This window comes from Modicisalibacter muralis (assembly GCF_900102945.1).
Taxonomy (GTDB): Bacteria; Pseudomonadota; Gammaproteobacteria; order Pseudomonadales; family Halomonadaceae; genus Modicisalibacter; species Modicisalibacter muralis.
The window spans coordinates 20,539-39,295 of the sequence record NZ_FNGI01000003.1; the positions used below are offsets into that span (position 1 = coordinate 20,539).

The window sequence follows — 18,757 nt, forward strand, 5'->3', positions numbered from 1 at the left end:
ATGCGCTCAGTCGCCTTTATGGTTGGCCAGAAAGGCATTGCTCTGCGGCGTATGTACCCGGTCACCTATCGTCAGACTGCGGGTCGCGTGCATGACCAGGGCGTAGCTGACCCGGTCGTAGACGCGAAAGACCATCAGCAGTCCGGCATCTTCGCCGGGCAGACGCAGCAGCTCCTCGGTGACGGGATCGACGACCTGCTCGCCGAGTTGTTCGACGGCCAGCACATGGCCGGGCTCGAGGCCGTCGCGACGGCCCAGATTCAATGCCACCACCTCCAGTCGACCGACGAAGCGCACGCCGCCGGGCACCGAGAGGATGCGCCCCTCGAGTTCGCCCGCCGGAGCGCGTGGCTGAAAAGCCGCGGTCACCGGCAACGCTTCCAGCGGCAGAACCAGATCGGAGCCACGAATTTCCTGACGCGACGAGACGACCTCGAGCAACGCGATGTCACCGTCCCGGCGGACGAAGCGCGCCTCGCCCAGCGTCACCAGTTCCAGGCCGAGGAACTCGCCGGTCTCGGGGTCCTCGTAGCGCTGACCCGGCCGATACAGGCCGAAGCGCTCGCCCATGGGCAACTCGCCGCGCACGTAGATGCGATCCCCGGCGCCACTGATGATCCGCCGATCGTCACCGGCGACCACGTAGGGCACCGCTTCGATCGCGCCGGGCTCGACGATGCGATTGGCATCGAGAAAGTTCAGTACGGTATCCAGCGGCAGCGGGGCAATCGCCTCGCGATGCGGCACCCGCCGAACCTCCGGCGACAGGTGCACGACATCGCCCTGGCCGCGCTCGAGACCCAGGCGCGGCTGGCCATCCTGATAGTAGAGATAGACGCTGTCGCCAGGGTAGATCAGGTGCGGGTTGCGAATCTGCGAATTGACCCGCCACACCTCGCGCCATTCCCAGGGAGCGTTGAGAAAGCGCCCGGCGATGCTCCATAGCGTATCGCCTTCGACGACCGTGTAGCGGCTGGGCGCGTCATCGCGCAGGCCGCTGGGCTGCGCCATGGCGGGCAACGTCAGCAGCACGGCGCATAGCGCCACGCTCAGCATCATGCCTAGCCGCCCCATGGCGTGGTTGGTTATTCGTTTCATCCCCGGCGTCCCTGGTATTTTGGATCTTATGTTGTCAAACCATCGGTTTACCACGAACCTTCGCGACCGAACACAGTCATACCGTCTAGTATGAAAGTTCGAGTATGGCGCATCTACCCCGCCTACCGATAGTCGAGCGCTATCGTCATGATGACGAGGGTGACGGTTCCGTTACCCGCCACTGCGTTCTACAATATGGATAATATTCTCGCACTACTGCACAACGGTAATTTCAACGCCATGGCCAAGCTAGAAATCCTCGAGTTTCCCGACGAACGCCTGCGCACCAAGGCCGCGCCGGTCGATAGCGTCGACGATGAGGTACGTACCCTGGTCGACGACATGCTCGAAACCATGTACGACGCTCCCGGCATCGGTCTGGCCGCCACGCAGGTCGACGTGCATCGCCGGGTGATCGTGATCGACGTCAGCGACGATCAGTCCCAGCCACTGGTGCTGATCAACCCCGAATATACGCCCATCGGCGACGAGCGCGAGCCGATGCAGGAAGGCTGCCTATCGATTCCCGAATACTTCGCCGAAGTGCCGCGCGCCCTGTGCGTCAATCTCAAGGCCCTGGATCGCGACGGCCAGCCTTACGAGCTGGAGGCCGAAGGGCTGCTCGCGCACTGCATTCAGCATGAGCACGACCATCTAGAAGGCGTGCTGTTCGTTGACTATCTCTCGCCGCTCAAGCGCGAGCGGATCATGAAGAAGATGCAGAAGCGTCATCGGCAAGCACAAAGCGCCTGACGCCTGCCACGCCATAGCGAGGGCCACCGATCGGTGGCCCTCGGCATTTCAGCTTCGCGCTCCCCTCCTTTATCATTAGCTGCATACTTCTTGCCATGGATGCCGTTCATGTCCCACTCGCTGCGCGTGGTATTCGCCGGCACGCCGGATTTCGCCGCCGAAAGTCTTGCCGCGCTGCTGGCCAGTCGCCACGCCATCGCCGCCGTCTATACCCAACCGGATCGCCCAGCCGGTCGCGGGCGCAAGCTCAAGCCCGGCCCGGTAAAGGCCCTGGCGCTGGAAAACGGGATCGACGTACGCCAGCCCAGCACGCTCAAGGACCCCTCCGCCCAGCGCGATCTGGCCGCGCTGAACGCCGATGTCATGGTGGTCGTCGCCTACGGCCTGTTGCTGCCCCAAGCGGTGCTCGACATCCCCCGTCTGGGCTGTCTCAACGTGCATGCCTCGCTGCTGCCGCGCTGGCGCGGCGCGGCGCCGATTCAGCGCGCCATCGAAGCCGGCGATAGCCAATCCGGCGTCACCATCATGCAGATGGACGCCGGGCTCGATACCGGCGCCATGCTGCTGACCCGCACCACACCAATCGACGCCACCACCACCGCTGGCGAGCTTCACGACCGCTTGGCCGGACTTGGCGGCGAGGCGATCGTGGCGGCGCTCGATGCGTTGGCCGATGAGGGCCCCGCGGCAACCCCACAACCCGCCGAGGGCGTAAGCTACGCCGGCAAGCTCTCCAAGGCCGAAGCCGAACTCGACTTCACCCGACCGGCGACGGAGCTGGCCGCGCGCATTCGCGCCTTCAATCCCTGGCCGGTGGCCTGGACCACCCTCGCCGGCGAGCCGCTGCGGCTCTGGTTCGCTGAAAAACAGGGGCTGGCTGAAACACGCACCAACGGCGCCACGGCGGAGCATCGCCCCGGCACGTTGCTCGATCCTACGCCCGATGCACTACGTATCGCCTGCGGCCCCGAAGGCCGTGACGTGCTGCACGTGACCCGCGCGCAATTGCCCGGCGGCAAGCCGCTGGCGGTACGCGACCTGCTCAATTCGCGTGCCGCGCGCTTTACCCCCGGCACTTGTCTTGGCGACACCCATCAGGAGGACCGCGCATGAACGATGCTCCCAGTGGCCAGGGCGTTCGCGTCGCCGCCGCGCGCGCGCTGGTGCCGGTCATCACCGGCAAGGGCTCCCTGGCGAGCCTCGACGACAAGAGCGTGGCCGCGCGCGATCGTGGCTTCCTGCGCGCGCTGTGCTACGGCGTCTGCCGGACCCTGCCACGCCTGGAGGCGCTGGCCCAGGAACTGCTGCGCAGCGCCTTCAAGTCCCGCGACGCAGATATCCAGGCGCTGCTGTTGCTGGGCATCTATCAGTTGCTCTATCTACGCGTGCCGGCGCATGCGGCCGTCGGCGAAACCGCCGGCGCCGCGCGAGCGCTCGACAAGGAATGGGCGACCCGGGTGTTGAACGGCTGCCTGAGACGCCTGCAGCGCGAATCGGTGGCCTTGCAGGCACGCGTCGATCAAGACGCCAGCGTTGCGCTGTTGCATCCCGCCTGGCTGCTCAAGGCCCTGCGTCGTGCCTGGCCCGACGATTGGCGCGACATCACCGAGGCCAACAATCAGCCGGGACCGATGACGCTGCGTGTCAACCGTCGCCATGTCGACCGCGACGCCTACCTCGAACGGCTGGCAGCGGCGGACAAGGCCGTCACGCCCTGCGTGCATGCCAGCGACGGCCTGACCTTGGCCGAGCCCTGCGATATCGCCGAATTGCCCGGCTTCGCCGATGGCTGGGTCAGCGTGCAGGACGAAGCCGCGCAACTGGCCTGTGAACTCCTCGCGCCAGCGCTCGAAGGCCGCGCCAATGCCCGGGTATTGGATGCCTGCTGCGCGCCCGGTGGCAAGACCGCGCACCTGCTCGAAGCCTTCGATATCGACATGACCGCCATCGACAGCGATGCCTCGCGTCTGGCGCGCGTGACTGCGACGCTTGAGCGCCTCAAGCTCGCTGCGCGCCTGCAACATGCCGATGCCAGCAATCTCGATTGGTGGGACGGCACGCCTTTCGATGCCGTATTGCTCGACGCGCCCTGCTCAGGCAGCGGCGTGATACGCCGCCATCCAGATATCAAGCGCCTGCGCCGGCCCAGCGACGTTCGCGAGATGGCCGTGTTGCAGGGCCGACTGCTGGACAATCTATGGCGGACCCTGGCCCCCGGCGGCACCCTGCTCTACGCCACCTGTTCGGTGATGCCCGAGGAAAACACCGAGGTGATCGAGGCCTTTCTGGCACGCACCGCCGATGCCTCGGCGAGCACACCCCAAGACGTCGCCTGGGGCCGTGGCGCCGGTGCCGGGCGCCAACTGCTACCCCAACCCGGTGGCCACGATGGCTTCTTTTACGCAAGACTCGTGAAAGCAAAGAGTTAGACAATGACCAACGAGTGACTCCTATACTGCAAGCGGCAGGACCGATCTTTTATTCGGGAATCAAGGAGAGTCCATGACCAATCATATCTACAAGCACATCGAACTGACCGGCTCATCGCCCAAGGGCATCGAGGACGCCGTCGATCAGGCCATCGCCAAGGCCAACGAAACCCTGCACGATATGCGCTGGTTCGAAGTGGTCGACACGCGCGGCCATATCGAACATGGCCGCATCACTCACTGGCAGGTCACCGTCAAGGTCGGTTTCACCCTGCGTTGATGGCGCAACGGCACGGGTCCGGGCTCGCCGGACCCTGGCCACTGTTCTCCGCCGCCGGCCCTGGTTTATGCTAGTCGCCTTTCGTCCGCTCAGCCGGGCCTTCAGCATCTGGACTCATCAGCGATGAAGATCATCATTCTGGGCGCCGGCCAGGTCGGCGGCACGCTGGCCGAGCATCTGGCCCACGAAGACAACGACATCACCGTGGTCGATGTCGATTCCAAACGCCTGCGCGAGCTGCACAATCGCCTCGACATTCGCACCGTGATCGGCACGGCTTCCTACCCCATGGTGTTGCGCCAGGCCGGCGGCGAGGACGCCGACATGCTGATCGCGGTGACCAGCTCCGACGAGGTCAACATGGTCGCCTGCCAGGTGGCGCACACGTTGTTCCGCACGCCGACCAAGATCGCCCGAGTGCGCGCCGCCGCCTACCTGACGCGCAAGGGACTGTTCTCCAACGAAGCCTTTCCAGTCGATGTGCTGATCAGCCCCGAGCAGGTAGTCACCGATCATATTCGCCGCCTGATCGAGTACCCCGGTGCGCTGCAGGTCCTCGAATTCGCCGGAGGCCAGCTCCAACTGGTCGCCGTCAAGGCCTATTACGGCGGCCCGCTGGTGGGTCAGGAGCTCGGTTTTCTACGCCGCCATATGCCCAATACCGACACCCGCGTGGCGGCGATCTACCGGCGCAACCGCGCGATGATCCCGCACGGCGACACGGTGATCGAGGCCGACGACGAGGTGTTCTTCATCGCCGCGAAGCGCGACATTCGCGCGGTGATGGGCGAGTTGCGCAAGGTCGAGCGTGATTTCCGGCGGATAGTGATCGCCGGTGGCGGCAACATCGGCCAACGCCTTGCCGAGCATCTCGAGCACAGCCATCAGGTCAAGATCATCGAGCACGACCTGGAACGCTGCACCGTGCTCTCCGAGCGTCTCGATCGCACCGTGGTGCTGCACGGCAGCGCCACCAGCAAGCGCCTGCTGATCGAGGAAAACATCGAGGATTGCGATATCTTCTGCGCGCTGACCAACGACGACGAGGTCAACATCATGTCGTCGATGCTGGCCAAGCGGCTGGGCGCCAAGAAGGTACTCACCCTGATCAACAATGCCGCCTACGTCGATCTGGTCCAGGGCGGTGAAATCGATATCGCCATCTCGCCGCAGCAGGCCACCATCGGCGGGCTGCTGACCCACGTGCGGCGCGGCGATATCGTCAACGTCCACTCATTGCGACGCGGCGCCGCCGAGGCCATCGAGGCCATCGCGCACGGCGATTCACGCTCCTCGAAGGTCGTCGGGCGCACGATCGACGAGATCGACCTGCCGGCCGGCACCACCATCGGCGCCGTGGTGCGCGGCAAGGAAGTACTGATCGCGCATGGCGACGTGGTGGTCGAATCCGGCGATCATGTGATTCTGTTCGTGATCGACAAGCGCCGCATCCGCGATGTGGAGCGGCTGTTCCAGGTCGGACTGACATTCTTCTAGCGCCGTCGGCGGCGGCGTAACAGCAGCCAGGCATAGATCGGCAGGTTGATGGCCAGCACGCCCAGGCCCAGCCACAGCTGGATCGTCGGCGTCAGGCCCGTCGGGTAGATCAGCGCGATCAGGTAGTGTTCGATGAAACCGCCGGCGTAGCCCGCCTCGCCTGCGGCGCGGCGCAGGGTGTTCTCCAGCGGGGTCAGCGGGCATAGCCAGCCGTTGAGCTCCAACGCCGCGCCCCAGGCCAGCGCCGGCAAATGCGCGAAGGCCAGCCGTGGCCAGCGCAACACCACCAGCCCGCCCAGCACAACGAACACGATGAACGCCAGATGCACGATCAGCACGGCATCGGCGGCAAGCCGATAGCCCATCAATCACCCCGCCAAGATCAATCGCTGACGGCCATGATCGTGCCTGCTAGGACCAGAGAAACACAAGGCTTTGCCTTAAAAGTCGACGAGCGAAGTCCAGACAAGACAAAAATCGGTGAAAGAACGGAGTTTACGCGCTGTAAATGAGTATCTTGAGCTTATTTTTAACGCAGTATGGGCAAGTGCAGACACTTTTAAGGCATAGTCTAAGGGTTTGGCCTGCCCCTTCCCTTCGTGGATAATCGAATGCTTGGTTCCCTAGCCCACGAGAGTTCATGACCGACAGCCAGGACACCATCGCCGAGGACGTGACACACGGCCCTCGTCAGGTGATCGACAGCGGCGACACCCGCTACACGCTATTGGGCACCGCCCACGTTTCCCGCGCCAGCGCCGATGAAGTCAGCGAGATGATCCGCTCCGGTGAGTTCGATGCCGTGGCCATCGAGCTTTGCCCGGCGCGCCATAAGAGCCTGACCGAGCCCGACGCGCTGGCCAACCAGGATCTATTCGAGGTGTTTCGCCAGGGCAAGGCCGGCATGGTCGCCGCCAGCCTGGCGCTGGGCGCCTTTCAGCAGCGCGTCGCCGAGCAGTCGGGTATCGAGCCCGGCGCCGAGATGCGCGCCGCGGTCAACGAATGCCAGCGTGCCGAGTTGCCGCTGCTGCTGATCGACCGCGATGTCGGCATTACCTTGAAGCGTATCTACACCAACGTGCCCTGGTGGCAGCGTGCCAACCTGATTGCCGGGCTGTTCGGCAGCCTGATGTCGCGCCAAAAAGTCTCCAGCGAGGAGATCGAGCGACTCAAGCAAGGCGACGTACTGGAATCCACTTTCAGCGAATTCGCCGAGCAATCCGAAACGCTGTACACCCCGTTGATCACCGAACGCGACCGTTACATGGCGCTGCGCCTGGCCGAAGACAATCCCGCCAACCGCTATCGTAACGTGCTGGTGGTAATCGGCGCCGGCCACCTCAAGGGATTGACCGGGCATTTGGAGCAGCCGTTTCCCGAAGCACCGGGCCGCGAACGCGAAAGCCTCGAAGCGGTGCGTCAGCGCTCGCGCTGGTGGAAAGCAGTCCCCTGGATGATCACCGCACTGGTGCTGATTGGCTTCGTCATCGGTTTCTCGCGTGATACCGAGCTCGGCTGGCAGTTGATCATCGAGTGGATCCTGATCAACGGAGTGCTCTCCGGGCTCGGCGCCGCGATCGCGCTCGCCCATCCGCTCACGGTGGTGGCGACGTTCTTCGCCGCGCCCTTGACCTCGCTCAACCCGACCATTGGCGTCGGCATGGTTTCCGCCGGGGTCGAGCTCTCCCTGCGCCGGCCCAAGGTTCGCGATTTTTCGCGACTGCGTCACGACGTGGCCTCCGCCAAGGGCTGGTGGCGCAACCGCGTCGCACGCACGCTGCTGGTGTTTCTGCTATCGACGATCGGCTCGGCGGCCGGCACCTGGATCGCCGGGCTGCGAATTGCCGGTCAGTTGCTGGGCTAGCGAGACCCGCTTCACTACATCGCTATTGGCGCATTTCGCAATAGCCGCCTCTTCATCCAGCATCGCCGTGACCGTCTCGCCAACCGTACGAATCGCCGTAGCCACCGCTGGGGTCAGCGGCGAGGCGTAATTGAGTCGCAGGCAGTGGCGATACTTGCCGGAGGCGGAAAACAGCGAACCCGGCGCAATGCGAATGTTCGATGCCGACAATCGCTCGTTGAGGCGTACGCAATCGACGCCACCCGGCAGTTCCAGCCACAGCAGGAAACCGCCCTGCGGGTAGCTGACGCCGGTGGCGGCGGGAAAATACCGTTCGATCCAGCCGATCAGGGTATCGCGGTGACGCTGATACTGACGGATCATCTCGCGCAGATGACGCTCGTAGTGCCCCTTGGCAATGAACTCGGCGACCGCCAGTTGCGGCAGGGTCGCTGAGGCGCCGGTGGAGACGTACTTCATGTGCATGACCTGGTCGCGATAGCGACCCGGCGCGATCCAGCCGACGCGCAACCCCGGGTTCAGTGTCTTGGAGAATGAACTGCATAGCAGTACGCGGCCATCGTCATCGAAGGCCTTGAGCGATTTGGGTCGTGGCGCGGTGAACGCCAGGTCGCCATAGATGTCGTCTTCGATGATCGCCACGTCAAAACGCTGGGCCAGCGCCACCAGGGCACGCTTGCGCGACTCGGGCATGGTGTAGCCGAGCGGGTTGTTGCAGGTCGGGGTGACCTGGATGGCGCGAATCGGCCACTGTTCCAGCGCCAACTCCAGTGCCTCGAGGCTGATGCCGGTGCACGGATCGGTGGGAATCTCCAACGCCTTCAAGCCATTGGCCTTGAGTATCTGCATGGTGCCGTAGAAGCTCGGCGAATCGACGGCGATGACGTCGCCCGGCGAGGCCAGGGTACGAATCGCGATCGCCAGCGCCTCCTGGCAGCCGGTGGTGACCAGCACGTCGTCGGGGTGCAGCAGGCAACCGGAGCCCGTCGCCAGGCGGGCGATCTGGCGGCGCAGTTCAAGGCTGCCGACCAGCGCGTCGTAGTTCATCCCGTGGATGTCGCCGTGCCGATGCAGGCCGGCCAACAGGCGCTGCAACGGCTTGAGCGTGACGCTCTCGAGATCGGGGATGCCACGCCCCAGCATCAGCACATCATCGTCGCGGGGCATGCCGACCAATTCGAGCACCTGATCCCACTGCGAAACGTCCAGCGGCCGCTGGGCCGGGCGCGTCACCGTCGGCAGCACCGCCGGCGTCTGGCGCGGCAGCACGTAATAGCCCGACTTGGGCCGCGCCTCGATCAGCGCCGCGTCCTCCAGCCGCGCATAGGCGGCCTGCGCCGTGGAGACGCTGATCGTGAATTCGCGACACAGCGCGCGTATCGACGGCAAGCGGTCGCCGACCCGGTAAATACCGTGCTCGATGCGCTGGCTCAGGGCCTGTGCCACCTGCTCGTAGCGTTTCATGACAGTTTTCCGTCCTATCAGCCAATATGCGATACAGATCGGCAAAAAAACGCGATACAGACGCCTGAATAACAAAATTGTACCGGTTAAAATTAATCACTCTAAATCTGTATTGCAAACTGCGCCAATCGTAACCTATTCGGGAAGCATCCAACAGAGGAGAACCGTCATGCTTCTCGCCCGATTCACTCGCCTACTCGACACCTTGAGCCACTACCAGAGACGTCACTGTTCGCGTCAGCGGCTGCTCACGTTGAACGATCATCAACTCAAGGATATCGGACTGACGCGCGCCGACGTCCAGCGCGAAACCAGCAAGTCGTTCTGGAAAACGTAAGCCCTATCCTCCTCCTACTCGCCAGAGATGTGCCATGCTCGCCAACAGCCTCGATTACTACCTGCTCGACGTCTTCACCGAGCGCGCCTTCGCCGGCAATCCACTCGCCGTGTTCCCGCATGCGCAGGGATTGGATACACGCCGCATGCAGGCCATCGCCAACGAGCTAAACCTGTCGGAGACGGTATTCGTCGGCCAGGCGTGGGAGGTCAACCGTTATCCGATGCGCATCTTCACGCCGACCCTGGAACTGCCCTTCGCCGGCCATCCCACGCTGGGCACGGCGCATCTACTGGCGGAACTCGAGCTGGCCAGCCGCGAATGGCCGCTGACCCTGGAGGCCGGAGTCGGCCCGCTCGAGGTACGCTTCGCAGACGGGCTGGCGCGCTTTACCACGGCGCGCCCGGTGGAAGTCGGCACCAGCACGCTCGACCGCGCCACAGCGGCCGAGCTGCTGGGCCTGAGCGAAAGCCAGGTCGTCGGCGAGCCGGTTCTCGCCTCCTGCGGGCTGGCCTACCACCTCGTCGAGCTCGATTCGCTGGAAGCGCTGGAACGGGCACTACCCGCGCCAGCGCCCTGGACACGCTCGGTGTCGCCCAGCGGAGTCGAGAATATCTATCTCTACGTGACCACTACGCTCGGGCAAGATAATTCGCTGCGCGCCCGCATGTTCTCGATGGAAGGCAGCCTGCGCGAAGACCCGGCGACCGGCAGCGCCGCCGCCGCGCTGGTCGGCACCCTGGCGACTCGCCGGCCCGGTGTCGGCAAATGGCAGTGGCGCATCGACCAGGGCGTGGAGATGGGCCGGCCAGGCCGGATTCTTGGCGAGGTCGAGCGCGACGCCAACCTCGCCACGGCCATCCGCATCGCCGGGCAAGCGGTGATTGTCGGCCAAGGGGCCCTGTGGCGCTGAATGGGTGGCGCTGAAACGGCCGCTTCAGACCTTGGGGAATTCGATGCCTTCCTCGGCGAAGACTTCGCGAGCCACGCGGAACCCATCGAGGGCTGCGGGAAAACCGCAGTAGCCGGCGCTTTGCAGCAGCACCTCGCGAATTTCCTCGGCGCTGCAGCCATTGTTCAAGGCGCCGCGCAGGTGCGTCCTCAACTCGTGCGGGCGGTTGAGCGCGGTCAGCATGGCGACGACGACCAGGCTGCGTGTCGCTATGGGCAAGCCGGGGCGAGCCCATAGGTCGCTCCAGCAATGGCTCGTCACCAATTCCTGCAGTGGCCAACTGAACTCATCGGATCCATCCAATGAGTTGTCGACATACGTATCGCCCAGCACCTCGCGCCGCAGGGCGATGCCCTTGGGGTCCAGCTTGCCGTCCAGTTCGTTCATGTGATGGTCCCTATTATCGTGGTTCAAATGGCGGGCTTTTATCGACTCACTGGCAAAGCAGATTTCCTTCGTACGCTAACGCAACCATACTGCTCACGAACTCCCCTCGCCAGGAGACCTCATGACACGTTTCACTGTACTCGCCTTTATCGCCGGCTTTCTCGGGGTGGTGTGTTTCCACCAGCCGGCGGTGGGCCTGCTACATGCCTATGGAGTGATTCCCTCGGCGCCGTATGGCACGGCCGCGGTGCCGCCCTTTAGCGTACCGCAGTGGTTCTCGGCGAGCTTCTGGGGCGGCCTGTGGGGCATTGCGATGCTGTGGCTGTTCTCGCGCTTTCGAGTCCGCGGTCAATGGTGGAAGGCGCTACTGTTCGGCGGTATCGCACTGACGTTGGTGGCACTATTGATCGTCTTTCCACTCAAGGGGCGGGGTATCAACCTGGCGGTATTCCCGATCGGCTTTATCGTCAATGCGGCCTGGGGTGTAGGCACGCTGGTCTTCGCACGATTGATGCTACCGGGCCTGACGCCGGTCGATAACCGTTAATCGACGACCCATGAGATTAGCAGCGCCGCGCCACCCACCACCAGGGCGGATAGCACGGCGATATCGAGCAGTCGGTCGAGCCAGCGATCGGGCGATGCGGGTTGTCGGCGCGTCGCCCCCCGTGAATGGCGCGATGACGGTTTCAAGGGCAGCGACTTTCGGGGTCGTGGTTTCAAGGGCTTGGGCATGGCGACATTCTGCATGTAGACCGCATGATCCGCCTACCTTAAGCGCCGCGCCAGGTTTTCTCCACCGTCTGCCCCGGCGCCATCAGGTATTGATACGCCGATTGACCACATTGGGCGCGCGGCGGTAACGGTCCTCTTCAGCGAGCAACTGGGCCTCGAAAGCGTCGGCGCCGACTGGCGTCTCGTCGTGTCGACGATATAGCGTCATGAGCATGGCCTTGCGGTCGCTACGCAGTTCCTGGATCAGTACATAGACCATTCCATAGAGAATGAAGGTAAACGGCAGCGCCGAGAGCACCGCCGCCGCCTGGAGTCCCTTGAGCCCGCCGGCGACGAGCAGCGTCAAGCATATCGACGCGATCAGCAAACCCCAGGTGATGCGCTTGGCGAGTGGCGGATTAAGCGAGCCGCCATCGGTCATCTGGGCGACGATATACGTCGCCGAGTCGGCAGAAGTGACCAGAAAGATGAAGATCAGGAACAGCGCGACGACCGACAACACGTTGGTGAAAGGCATCAACTCGAACATCTGAAACAACGCCCCGGTGATGTTTTGCTCGGTTGCCGCAGCCAGGCCAACGTCGCCGGTGAGCTCCATGTTGAGCGCCGCGCCGCCGAAGATGCCGATCCACAGGCAGGCCAGCAGCGGCGGCACGAACAGCACGCCAAACACGTACTCCTTGATGGTCCGCCCGCGCGAGACACGCGCCACGAAGGTACCCACGAACGGCGACCAGGCGATCACCCAGGCCCAGTAGAAAATCGTCCATGAGGTCGCCCATTCGCTACCGGTGTAGGGCGAAGTATGCAGGCTCATGCCGATGAAATTCTGCAGGTAATCGCCGATACCCAGCGTGATGGTTTTCAGAATCGCCAGGGTCGGCCCGGTGAACAGCACGTAGAACATCAATACAAAGCACACCACCATGTTGAGGTTGGACAACCGCTTGATGCCCTTGTCCAGCCCGCCCCAGGCCGATGCCATGTAACAGACGAACATCGCTCCCATGATGATGAACTGCCACAACATGCTCTCTTCGACGCCGAAGACAGCCTTCAACCCGCCATTGATCTGCAATACTGCCAAACCGATCGATGTCGCCACGCCCATCACCGTGGCAACCACGGCGAATACATCCAGTGCCGGTGCGAAACTACGCAATTTCGGGCGCTTGGCGATGACCGGCTGCATGACCGTGGATACCAGGCCGGGCTGTCCCTTGCGGAACTGGAAGTAAGCGATGATCAAACCCACCACCGAGAATGCCGCCCACTGGTGGATACCCCAGTTGAAGAAACTGTATTGGATCGCCAGGCGTGCCGAGGCATTGGTTTGCGGCTCGACCATGCCGTAGGGCGGGTTCAGATAGTGGGTCATCGGCTCGGCCATGCCATAGAACACCAGGCCCACGCCGAACCCCGCCGCTAATAGCATGCTGATCCACGAGAAGAACGAATAGCTCGGCCTGCAATCCTGCGGCCCCAGGCGAATCTTGCCGTATTTGCTGAGTGCCAGCGCCAGCAGGAAGACCACGAAGCCGAACACCGAGAACATATAGAACCAGCCAAACAATCGGCTGATAGTAGTCAGCGCCAATTCCGCGCCGGCACCGAATCGCTCGGGAAAAGCGGCGCCTATCGCCACTAAAGCGAAGACGATCAGTGCGGAAACCGTAAAAACACGTTGCCGTCCAAGGTTGGCCATGTGTCGATCCTCATGATGCCGAATTATCGCGTCATTGTGCCTACAAACACCCCCGCTTCTATCACCCGACGCCAGGAATCTGCAAATTTCATCAATCAATTATCACTGAATTGCCTTCGCAGCCAAACTGCCGCCTTGCAATCGACCCTGCACGGCCCAACGTGAAAACAAATGCTAGGGTGCTAACAAAATCACCCCGACGATTCTTTCATGGAGGCCGCATGAGCCGACTATCCGACACGGCACTTTCGGTGCTCGACCTGGCACCGATTCGCCAGAACGGGACCGCCGCCGAGACCTTTGCCAATTCCGTCGACCTGGCCCGCCACGTCGAAACGCTGGGTTTCAAGCGCTACTGGCTGGCCGAGCACCACAACATCGACGGCATCGCCAGCGCCGCCACGGCGGTGCTGATCGGTCATGTCGCCGGAGCGACCCGGCACATCCGCGTTGGCGCCGGTGGCATCATGCTGCCCAACCACCCGCCGCTGGTGATCGCCGAGCAGTTCGGCACGCTGGAAACGCTCTACCCGGGGCGCATCGATCTGGGCCTGGGTCGCGCGCCGGGCTCCGACGGCGTGACCATGGCCGCCATGCGCCGCGACCCCCGCGCGGGGGTCGACGACTTCCCCGAGCGGCTCGACGAACTGCGCGGTTATCTCGCCGAGGCTCAACCCGGCCAGCGCGTGCGCGCCATGCCCGGCCAGGGCACCCATGTACCGATCTGGCTGCTGGGTTCGAGCGGCTACAGCGCCCAGCTCGCTGCGCGGCTTGGCCTGCCCTTCGCCTTCGCCGCGCAGTTCGCTCCGGGCTACCTGTTCGAGGCGCTGCGCCTGTATCGCGAGCAGTTCCGCCCTTCCTCGGTACTCGACTCACCCTACGCGATGGTCGGCATGCCGCTGATCGCCGCCGCCAGCGATGAGCGGGCGAATTTACTGGCGACCACCGCCGAGCAGAAGTTCCTCAACCTGATTCGCGGCAACAGCACGCGTGCCCAGCCGCCCAATCAGCAGCTCGATTGGACGCCTCGGGAGCGTGCCTCGGTGCAGCAATTCCTGGGCGCGGCGGTGATCGGCGGGCCGGATAGCGTCCGCGATGGTCTCGAACGCTTCCTCGAGGCAACCGGCGCCGACGAGTTGATGATCGCCACCGACGTCTACGATCAGCAGGATCGCAAGCGCTCCTTCGAGATCCTCGCCGAGGTGTGGCGGAGCTAGCCCGCCAGCGATCTTGCAGCGACCGCACGGCGGGTGGGTGGGGAGCGGTGTAACGGGTGCCTAGGCCAAGCGTTCCGCCAGGCGCTTTTCGAGCGCATCCTGATCGTCGGCGAAACGCCGGATACCTTCGGCCAGCTTGTCGTTGGCCATGGCGTCCTGGTTGTGGCCCCAGCGGAACGTCGCCTCGTCGATCGGTGCAAGCTTGCGCGTGCCCTCGCCGACATCGCTGACCCGACGCTCGACATCGCCTGCACCGCTGGCCAGCTCTTCGAGCAGCGCCGGCGAGATCGTCAGACGGTTGCAACCGGCCAGAGCCAGCACTTGCCCAGTGTTGCGGAAGCTCGCACCCATCACCACGGTGTCATAGCCGTAATCGCTGGCGGTGCGGCACACATCGCGCACGAACAGCACGCCGGGATCGTCGTCTGCAGCGTACTCCTGGCCGGTTTCCTTCTTGTACCAATCGGTGACCCGACCGACGAACGGCGAGATCAGGTGCACGCCGGCGTCGAAGCAGGCACGCGCCTGGGCCTCGCTGAACAACAAGGTGAGATTGCATTGGATGCCTTCGCGCTCGAGCACCTCGGCGGCGCGAATGCCTTCCCAGGTCGAGGCCAGCTTGATCAGCACCCGCTCGCGGCCAACGCCGCGCCTCTCGTACATCTCGATCAACTGATGGGCCTTACTGATACTGGCATCGCGATCGAACGACAGTCGCGCCGCGACCTCGGTGGATACCCGCCCCGGCACCAGCTCGGCGATTTCGCTGCCGATCGCCACCGAAAGCCGGTCGACGGCCTGACTGACGCGCTCATCGACGTCGCTGACCTCGCGCTTGATCTCATCGAGCGTGTCGTCGATCAATGTCTGATGGCCGGGCAAATCGAAGGCCTTGAGAATCAGCGATGGATTGGTTGTCGCGTCGTGCGGCTGGTAGCGACGAATGGCTTCCACATCGCCGGTATCGGCGACCACCAGTGAAAGCTGCTTGAGCGCTTCGAGTTGGCTGGGCATGGCTGTCTCCTTAGGGAATGGCATCAATGAGCCGCAATGACAACGTTATCCTACGACTCCATGACGCTCGGCAAGCGCCGTGCGATAACGCCGATAGATGTCATGATAACGGGTAACCGTCTCGGTTTGGGGCCTTGCCAGGGTATGGGTATCGAGATGCACCCATTGTTGGCAGATCGCGCTCAGGTCGAGCGTTGGCTGCTCGCACCACATGGCCTGAATGGCGCCACCCAGCGCGGCGGCATCGGTTACCTCGGGGCACACCGCCTCGACGCCGAGAATGTCGGCGACGATCTGTCGCCACACCGCGCTACGCGAACCGCCACCGATCAAGCGTACCTGATTGGCCCGGGATGCCAACGGCCCCAGCAGTTCGAGGCCGTAACGCATGCCGAACGTCGCGCTTTCGACCACCGCGCGGCATAGATTGGCCGGCGTGGTATTGGCATCGTTCAAGCCCATCAGGCTGGCCGTGGCATGGGGTAGCGCGGGCACTCGTTCGCCACCGAAGAAGGGCAACGAGGTCACTCCCTCGGCGCCCGGCGGGGCACTTGCCACCGCCTGGTTGAAGGCAGCCAGATCGAGCCCCAGCAGAGTGCGAATGGTAGTGGTCGCCGAAGTCGCGTTCATGGTGCAGATCAACGGCAACCAACCGGCATGGCTGGCGCAGAAATTGGCGACCATGGCGCTATCGGCAATCACCGGCTCGGTGGAGTGCGCGCAGATCGTGCCGGAGGTTCCCAGGCTCAGCGTGATCGATCCCGGCGCGATATTGCCGGTACCGATCGCCCCGAGCATGTTGTCGCCGCCACCGCTGGAAACGACCACGTTGTCTGCCAGCCCCAGTTCGCTTGCCAGCGCCGGGCGCACCCGCCCCGCCGGCTCGCGCGAGTCGATCAGCCGCGGCAACACCCGCGCCGGTTCGAGTTCGGGGGCGATAAGACCGAATACATCCTCGCGCCAGCAGCGCGTTCGGGTATCGAAATAGCCGGTGCCCGAAGCATCGCCACACTCGGCGACCCGCTCACCGGTCAGCCAGAAATTCAGGTAATCGTGCGGCAATAGCAGGGTTGCGATGCGCCGGTAAGCGTCCGGATGGGCGTCGCGCAGCCAGGCGAGTTTGGAGGCGGTATAGCCGGTCTGCAACACCAGGCCGAGCTTGTCGAGACAACCGGCCTCGCCACCCAGCGTCTCGATCAAGGCGGCATTGTGATGGGCGGTTTCGGTATCGTTCCACAGCTTGGCCGGATGCACCGGCTCGCCGCGTGCATCCAGCGCCACCATGCCATGCTGCTGGCCGGAAACGCCGATGGCGTGGATCGACCGTGCATCGATACCAGCCTTGCCCACCGCCTCGCTGAAAGCGCCACGAAAGGCCGCGATCCAATCGGCAGGATTCTGCTCCCGGCGACCATTGTCGCCCTGAGTCAAGCTGTGTGGCCGGCTGGCCTCGCCGAGAATACAACCGTTGTCACCCTCGACGACCACCACCTTGGTACTCTGCGTGCCGCAATCGACCCCGATGTACATGCCGCCCACCCTCTCTTAGCGTGCTACTAACGCTTCAACGGTAGCACGCGCGCCTTGCGTGTGCAGTCGCTTCAGGGCATCGAGATAGGCTTCGCGAAAGCGCGCATCGTCGATCAGATCGCCGAATACCCGGCGATTTTCGATAAAGGCCGTGGGGCGCTGACGATTGTCCTTGGCGGCGGCCATCAATTCATCCTTCAGGCGGTCGACGATCACAATCGGCTCGCCCTGCTCGTCGTCGCCCTCGGCGTAGCGCGCCCAACTGGCGACCACCGCCGCGCTGAGACGGATATCGCCGCCGCGTTCGAGCTGCTCGCGAACCACCGGCAGCAGCCATTTGGGAATGCGATCCGAACTTTCGGCGCATAGCCGCGCCAGGGTATCCCTGATTTCGGGATTGGCGAAACGCGCGATCAGCGTGTGCTTGTAGTCGTCGAGATCGACACCCGGCAGCGGCGAGAGCGTCGGTGTCGCCTCCTCGTTCATGTAGGCGAGCAGAAAATCGACGAACAGCGGATCCTGGCAGACCTCGTGGGCATAGCGATAACCGGCCAGGTAGCCGAAATAGGCCAGCGCCTGATGGCTGGCGTTGAGCAGACGCAGCTTCATCAGTTCATAGGGCATGACGTCATCGACCACTTGCACGCCGGCCTGTTCGAACGCCGGGCGACCCTGGCTGAAGCGGTCCTCCAGCACCCATTGGGTGAAGGGTTCGCAGACCACCGGCCAGCGATCCGCGAGGCTGAAACGTGATTCGACCTCGCTAATGTCGGCGGGCATGGTGACCGGGGTGATGCGATCGACCATCGAGTTGGGAAAACTGACCTCGGCCTCGATCCAGTCGCCCAATGCCGGGTCGCGTGCTCGCGCGAAGGCCGTAAACATCTTGTGGGCGACTTCGCCATTGCCCTGGATATTGTCGCAGGACATTACCGTGAACGGCGCGATGCCGCGTGCGCGGCGCCGCTCCAGAGCCTCGATCACCAGACCGAAGACGCTCCTCGGTGCCGTCGGGTTGGCCAGGTCGTGGCGCACGTCGGCGTTATCGAGATCGAACTCGCCGCTGACATGATCGACGTTGTAGCCGCCCTCGGTCACGGTCAGCGAGACGATGCGGATCGCCGGGCCGGCCATGCGCTCGATAACGGCATCAAGATCGTCCGCGGCGAACAGGTAATCGACGATCGAGCCGATGACGCGGGCGTCGTAGTGGCCGTCGGGATGCTTCACCACCAGCGTGTAGAGGTTGTCCTGGGTGCGCATGACCTCCTGCATGCGCCGGTCGCCGGGCATCATGCCGACACCGACGATGCCCCACTCCAACGCCTGGCCCCGGTTCATCAAGGTATCCAGGTACATGGCCTGATGGGCACGGTGAAAACCGCCGACGCCGATATGCACGATACCCGCCGTTATCGCGCTTCTGTCGTAGGTCGGGGTAGCGATGCGAGCGTCGAGGCTGGCAAGGGATCGGTCATTGAGGGCGATCACGAAG

The 18,757-nt window shown here is 63.7% G+C and carries 19 protein-coding genes; 10 read left to right on the plus strand and 9 right to left on the minus strand.

Translation table 11 applies throughout. The features are described from left to right. Positions 1 to 6: 6 nt before the first annotated feature. Positions 7 to 1,098 carry a LysM peptidoglycan-binding domain-containing protein gene (locus BLR92_RS07200; RefSeq protein ID WP_217636547.1) on the minus strand — a complete coding sequence of 364 codons (1,092 nt, stop codon included), beginning with the start codon at positions 1,096 to 1,098 and terminating at the stop codon, positions 7 to 9. A 240-nt stretch (positions 1,099 to 1,338) separates the two neighbouring features. On the opposite strand from BLR92_RS07200, the gene def reads away from it, so the two are divergent. From def to trkA, 5 genes are all read left to right on the plus strand, one after another. Then, positions 1,339 to 1,851 (plus strand): peptide deformylase, encoded by a 513-nt coding sequence (def, locus tag BLR92_RS07205; protein WP_089727502.1) that lies wholly within the window; start codon positions 1,339 to 1,341, stop codon positions 1,849 to 1,851. Between the two features lie 108 nt (positions 1,852 to 1,959). Beyond that, positions 1,960 to 2,964, plus strand: coding sequence for a methionyl-tRNA formyltransferase (fmt, locus tag BLR92_RS07210; RefSeq protein WP_089727025.1), 1,005 nt, complete (start codon positions 1,960 to 1,962; stop codon positions 2,962 to 2,964). Beyond that, positions 2,961 to 4,280: a 16S rRNA (cytosine(967)-C(5))-methyltransferase RsmB gene (gene rsmB / locus BLR92_RS07215; RefSeq protein ID WP_089727026.1), complete on the plus strand. Its 1,320-nt coding sequence runs from the start codon at positions 2,961 to 2,963 to the stop codon at positions 4,278 to 4,280. The genes fmt and rsmB overlap by 4 nt, the downstream gene beginning before the upstream one ends. 73 nt (positions 4,281 to 4,353) lie before the next feature. Beyond that, positions 4,354 to 4,560, plus strand: a complete 207-nt coding sequence (locus BLR92_RS07220; RefSeq protein WP_089727028.1) for a dodecin — start codon at positions 4,354 to 4,356, stop codon at positions 4,558 to 4,560. Positions 4,561 to 4,668: 108 nt separating this feature from the next. Next, on the plus strand, positions 4,669 to 6,057 hold the full coding sequence (gene trkA / locus BLR92_RS07225; protein ID WP_340148217.1) for a Trk system potassium transporter TrkA: 1,389 nt from the start codon (positions 4,669 to 4,671) through the stop codon (positions 6,055 to 6,057). Here trkA and BLR92_RS07230 read toward each other — a convergent pair. After that, a complete protein-coding gene (locus tag BLR92_RS07230; RefSeq protein ID WP_089727032.1) occupies positions 6,054 to 6,422 on the minus strand; it encodes a DUF2784 domain-containing protein in 369 nt (122 codons plus the stop codon). The genes trkA and BLR92_RS07230 overlap by 4 nt on opposite strands. A gap of 275 nt (positions 6,423 to 6,697) precedes the next feature. Here BLR92_RS07230 and BLR92_RS07235 point away from each other — a divergent pair, with 275 nt between their 5' ends. After that, positions 6,698 to 7,921: a TraB/GumN family protein gene (locus tag BLR92_RS07235; RefSeq protein WP_089727035.1), complete on the plus strand. Its 1,224-nt coding sequence runs from the start codon at positions 6,698 to 6,700 to the stop codon at positions 7,919 to 7,921. Here the strand turns inward: BLR92_RS07235 and BLR92_RS07240 are convergent. After that, positions 7,850 to 9,385 (minus strand): aminotransferase-like domain-containing protein, encoded by a 1,536-nt coding sequence (locus tag BLR92_RS07240; RefSeq protein ID WP_089727037.1) that lies wholly within the window; start codon positions 9,383 to 9,385, stop codon positions 7,850 to 7,852. The genes BLR92_RS07235 and BLR92_RS07240 overlap by 72 nt on opposite strands. 169 nt (positions 9,386 to 9,554) lie before the next feature. Here BLR92_RS07240 and BLR92_RS07245 point away from each other — a divergent pair, with 169 nt between their 5' ends. Next, positions 9,555 to 9,722, plus strand: coding sequence for a DUF1127 domain-containing protein (locus BLR92_RS07245; RefSeq protein WP_089727039.1), 168 nt, complete (start codon positions 9,555 to 9,557; stop codon positions 9,720 to 9,722). 34 nt (positions 9,723 to 9,756) lie between these two features. After that, positions 9,757 to 10,635, plus strand: coding sequence for a PhzF family phenazine biosynthesis protein (locus BLR92_RS07250; protein WP_089727042.1), 879 nt, complete (start codon positions 9,757 to 9,759; stop codon positions 10,633 to 10,635). A gap of 24 nt (positions 10,636 to 10,659) precedes the next feature. On the opposite strand, the gene BLR92_RS07255 is transcribed toward BLR92_RS07250, so the two are convergent. Continuing rightward, complete coding sequence (locus tag BLR92_RS07255; protein WP_217636548.1) at positions 10,660 to 11,061, minus strand: carboxymuconolactone decarboxylase family protein; 402 nt, start codon at positions 11,059 to 11,061, stop codon at positions 10,660 to 10,662. Between the two features lie 121 nt (positions 11,062 to 11,182). Here BLR92_RS07255 and BLR92_RS07260 point away from each other — a divergent pair, with 121 nt between their 5' ends. Continuing rightward, entirely contained in the window at positions 11,183 to 11,608 is a 426-nt protein-coding gene (locus BLR92_RS07260) for a hypothetical protein (RefSeq protein WP_089727044.1), read from the plus strand. Here the strand turns inward: BLR92_RS07260 and BLR92_RS07265 are convergent. Together BLR92_RS07265 and BLR92_RS07270 are read right to left on the minus strand one after the other, a co-directional pair. Further along, a complete protein-coding gene (locus BLR92_RS07265) occupies positions 11,605 to 11,811 on the minus strand; it encodes a hypothetical protein (RefSeq protein ID WP_089727046.1) in 207 nt (68 codons plus the stop codon). The genes BLR92_RS07260 and BLR92_RS07265 overlap by 4 nt on opposite strands. A 67-nt stretch (positions 11,812 to 11,878) precedes the next feature. After that, a complete protein-coding gene (locus BLR92_RS07270) occupies positions 11,879 to 13,501 on the minus strand; it encodes a BCCT family transporter (RefSeq protein ID WP_089727048.1) in 1,623 nt (540 codons plus the stop codon). A 221-nt stretch (positions 13,502 to 13,722) separates the two neighbouring features. Between BLR92_RS07270 and BLR92_RS07275 the strand changes: the two genes are divergently transcribed. Continuing rightward, positions 13,723 to 14,718, plus strand: a complete 996-nt coding sequence (locus tag BLR92_RS07275; protein ID WP_089727050.1) for an LLM class flavin-dependent oxidoreductase — start codon at positions 13,723 to 13,725, stop codon at positions 14,716 to 14,718. 60 nt (positions 14,719 to 14,778) lie between these two features. On the opposite strand, the gene tal is transcribed toward BLR92_RS07275, so the two are convergent. Genes tal through BLR92_RS07290 form a run of 3 tightly spaced genes read right to left on the minus strand, consistent with a single transcriptional unit; the run spans position 14,779 to position 18,753 of the window. Continuing rightward, positions 14,779 to 15,732 carry a transaldolase gene (gene tal, locus BLR92_RS07280; protein ID WP_089727053.1) on the minus strand — a complete coding sequence of 318 codons (954 nt, stop codon included), beginning with the start codon at positions 15,730 to 15,732 and terminating at the stop codon, positions 14,779 to 14,781. A 45-nt stretch (positions 15,733 to 15,777) separates the two neighbouring features. Next, positions 15,778 to 17,262 (minus strand): xylulokinase, encoded by a 1,485-nt coding sequence (gene xylB / locus BLR92_RS07285; protein WP_089727055.1) that lies wholly within the window; start codon positions 17,260 to 17,262, stop codon positions 15,778 to 15,780. A 15-nt stretch (positions 17,263 to 17,277) separates the two neighbouring features. Next, a complete protein-coding gene (locus BLR92_RS07290) occupies positions 17,278 to 18,753 on the minus strand; it encodes a mannitol dehydrogenase family protein (RefSeq protein ID WP_089727057.1) in 1,476 nt (491 codons plus the stop codon). Between the last annotated feature and the right edge of the window lie 4 nt (positions 18,754 to 18,757).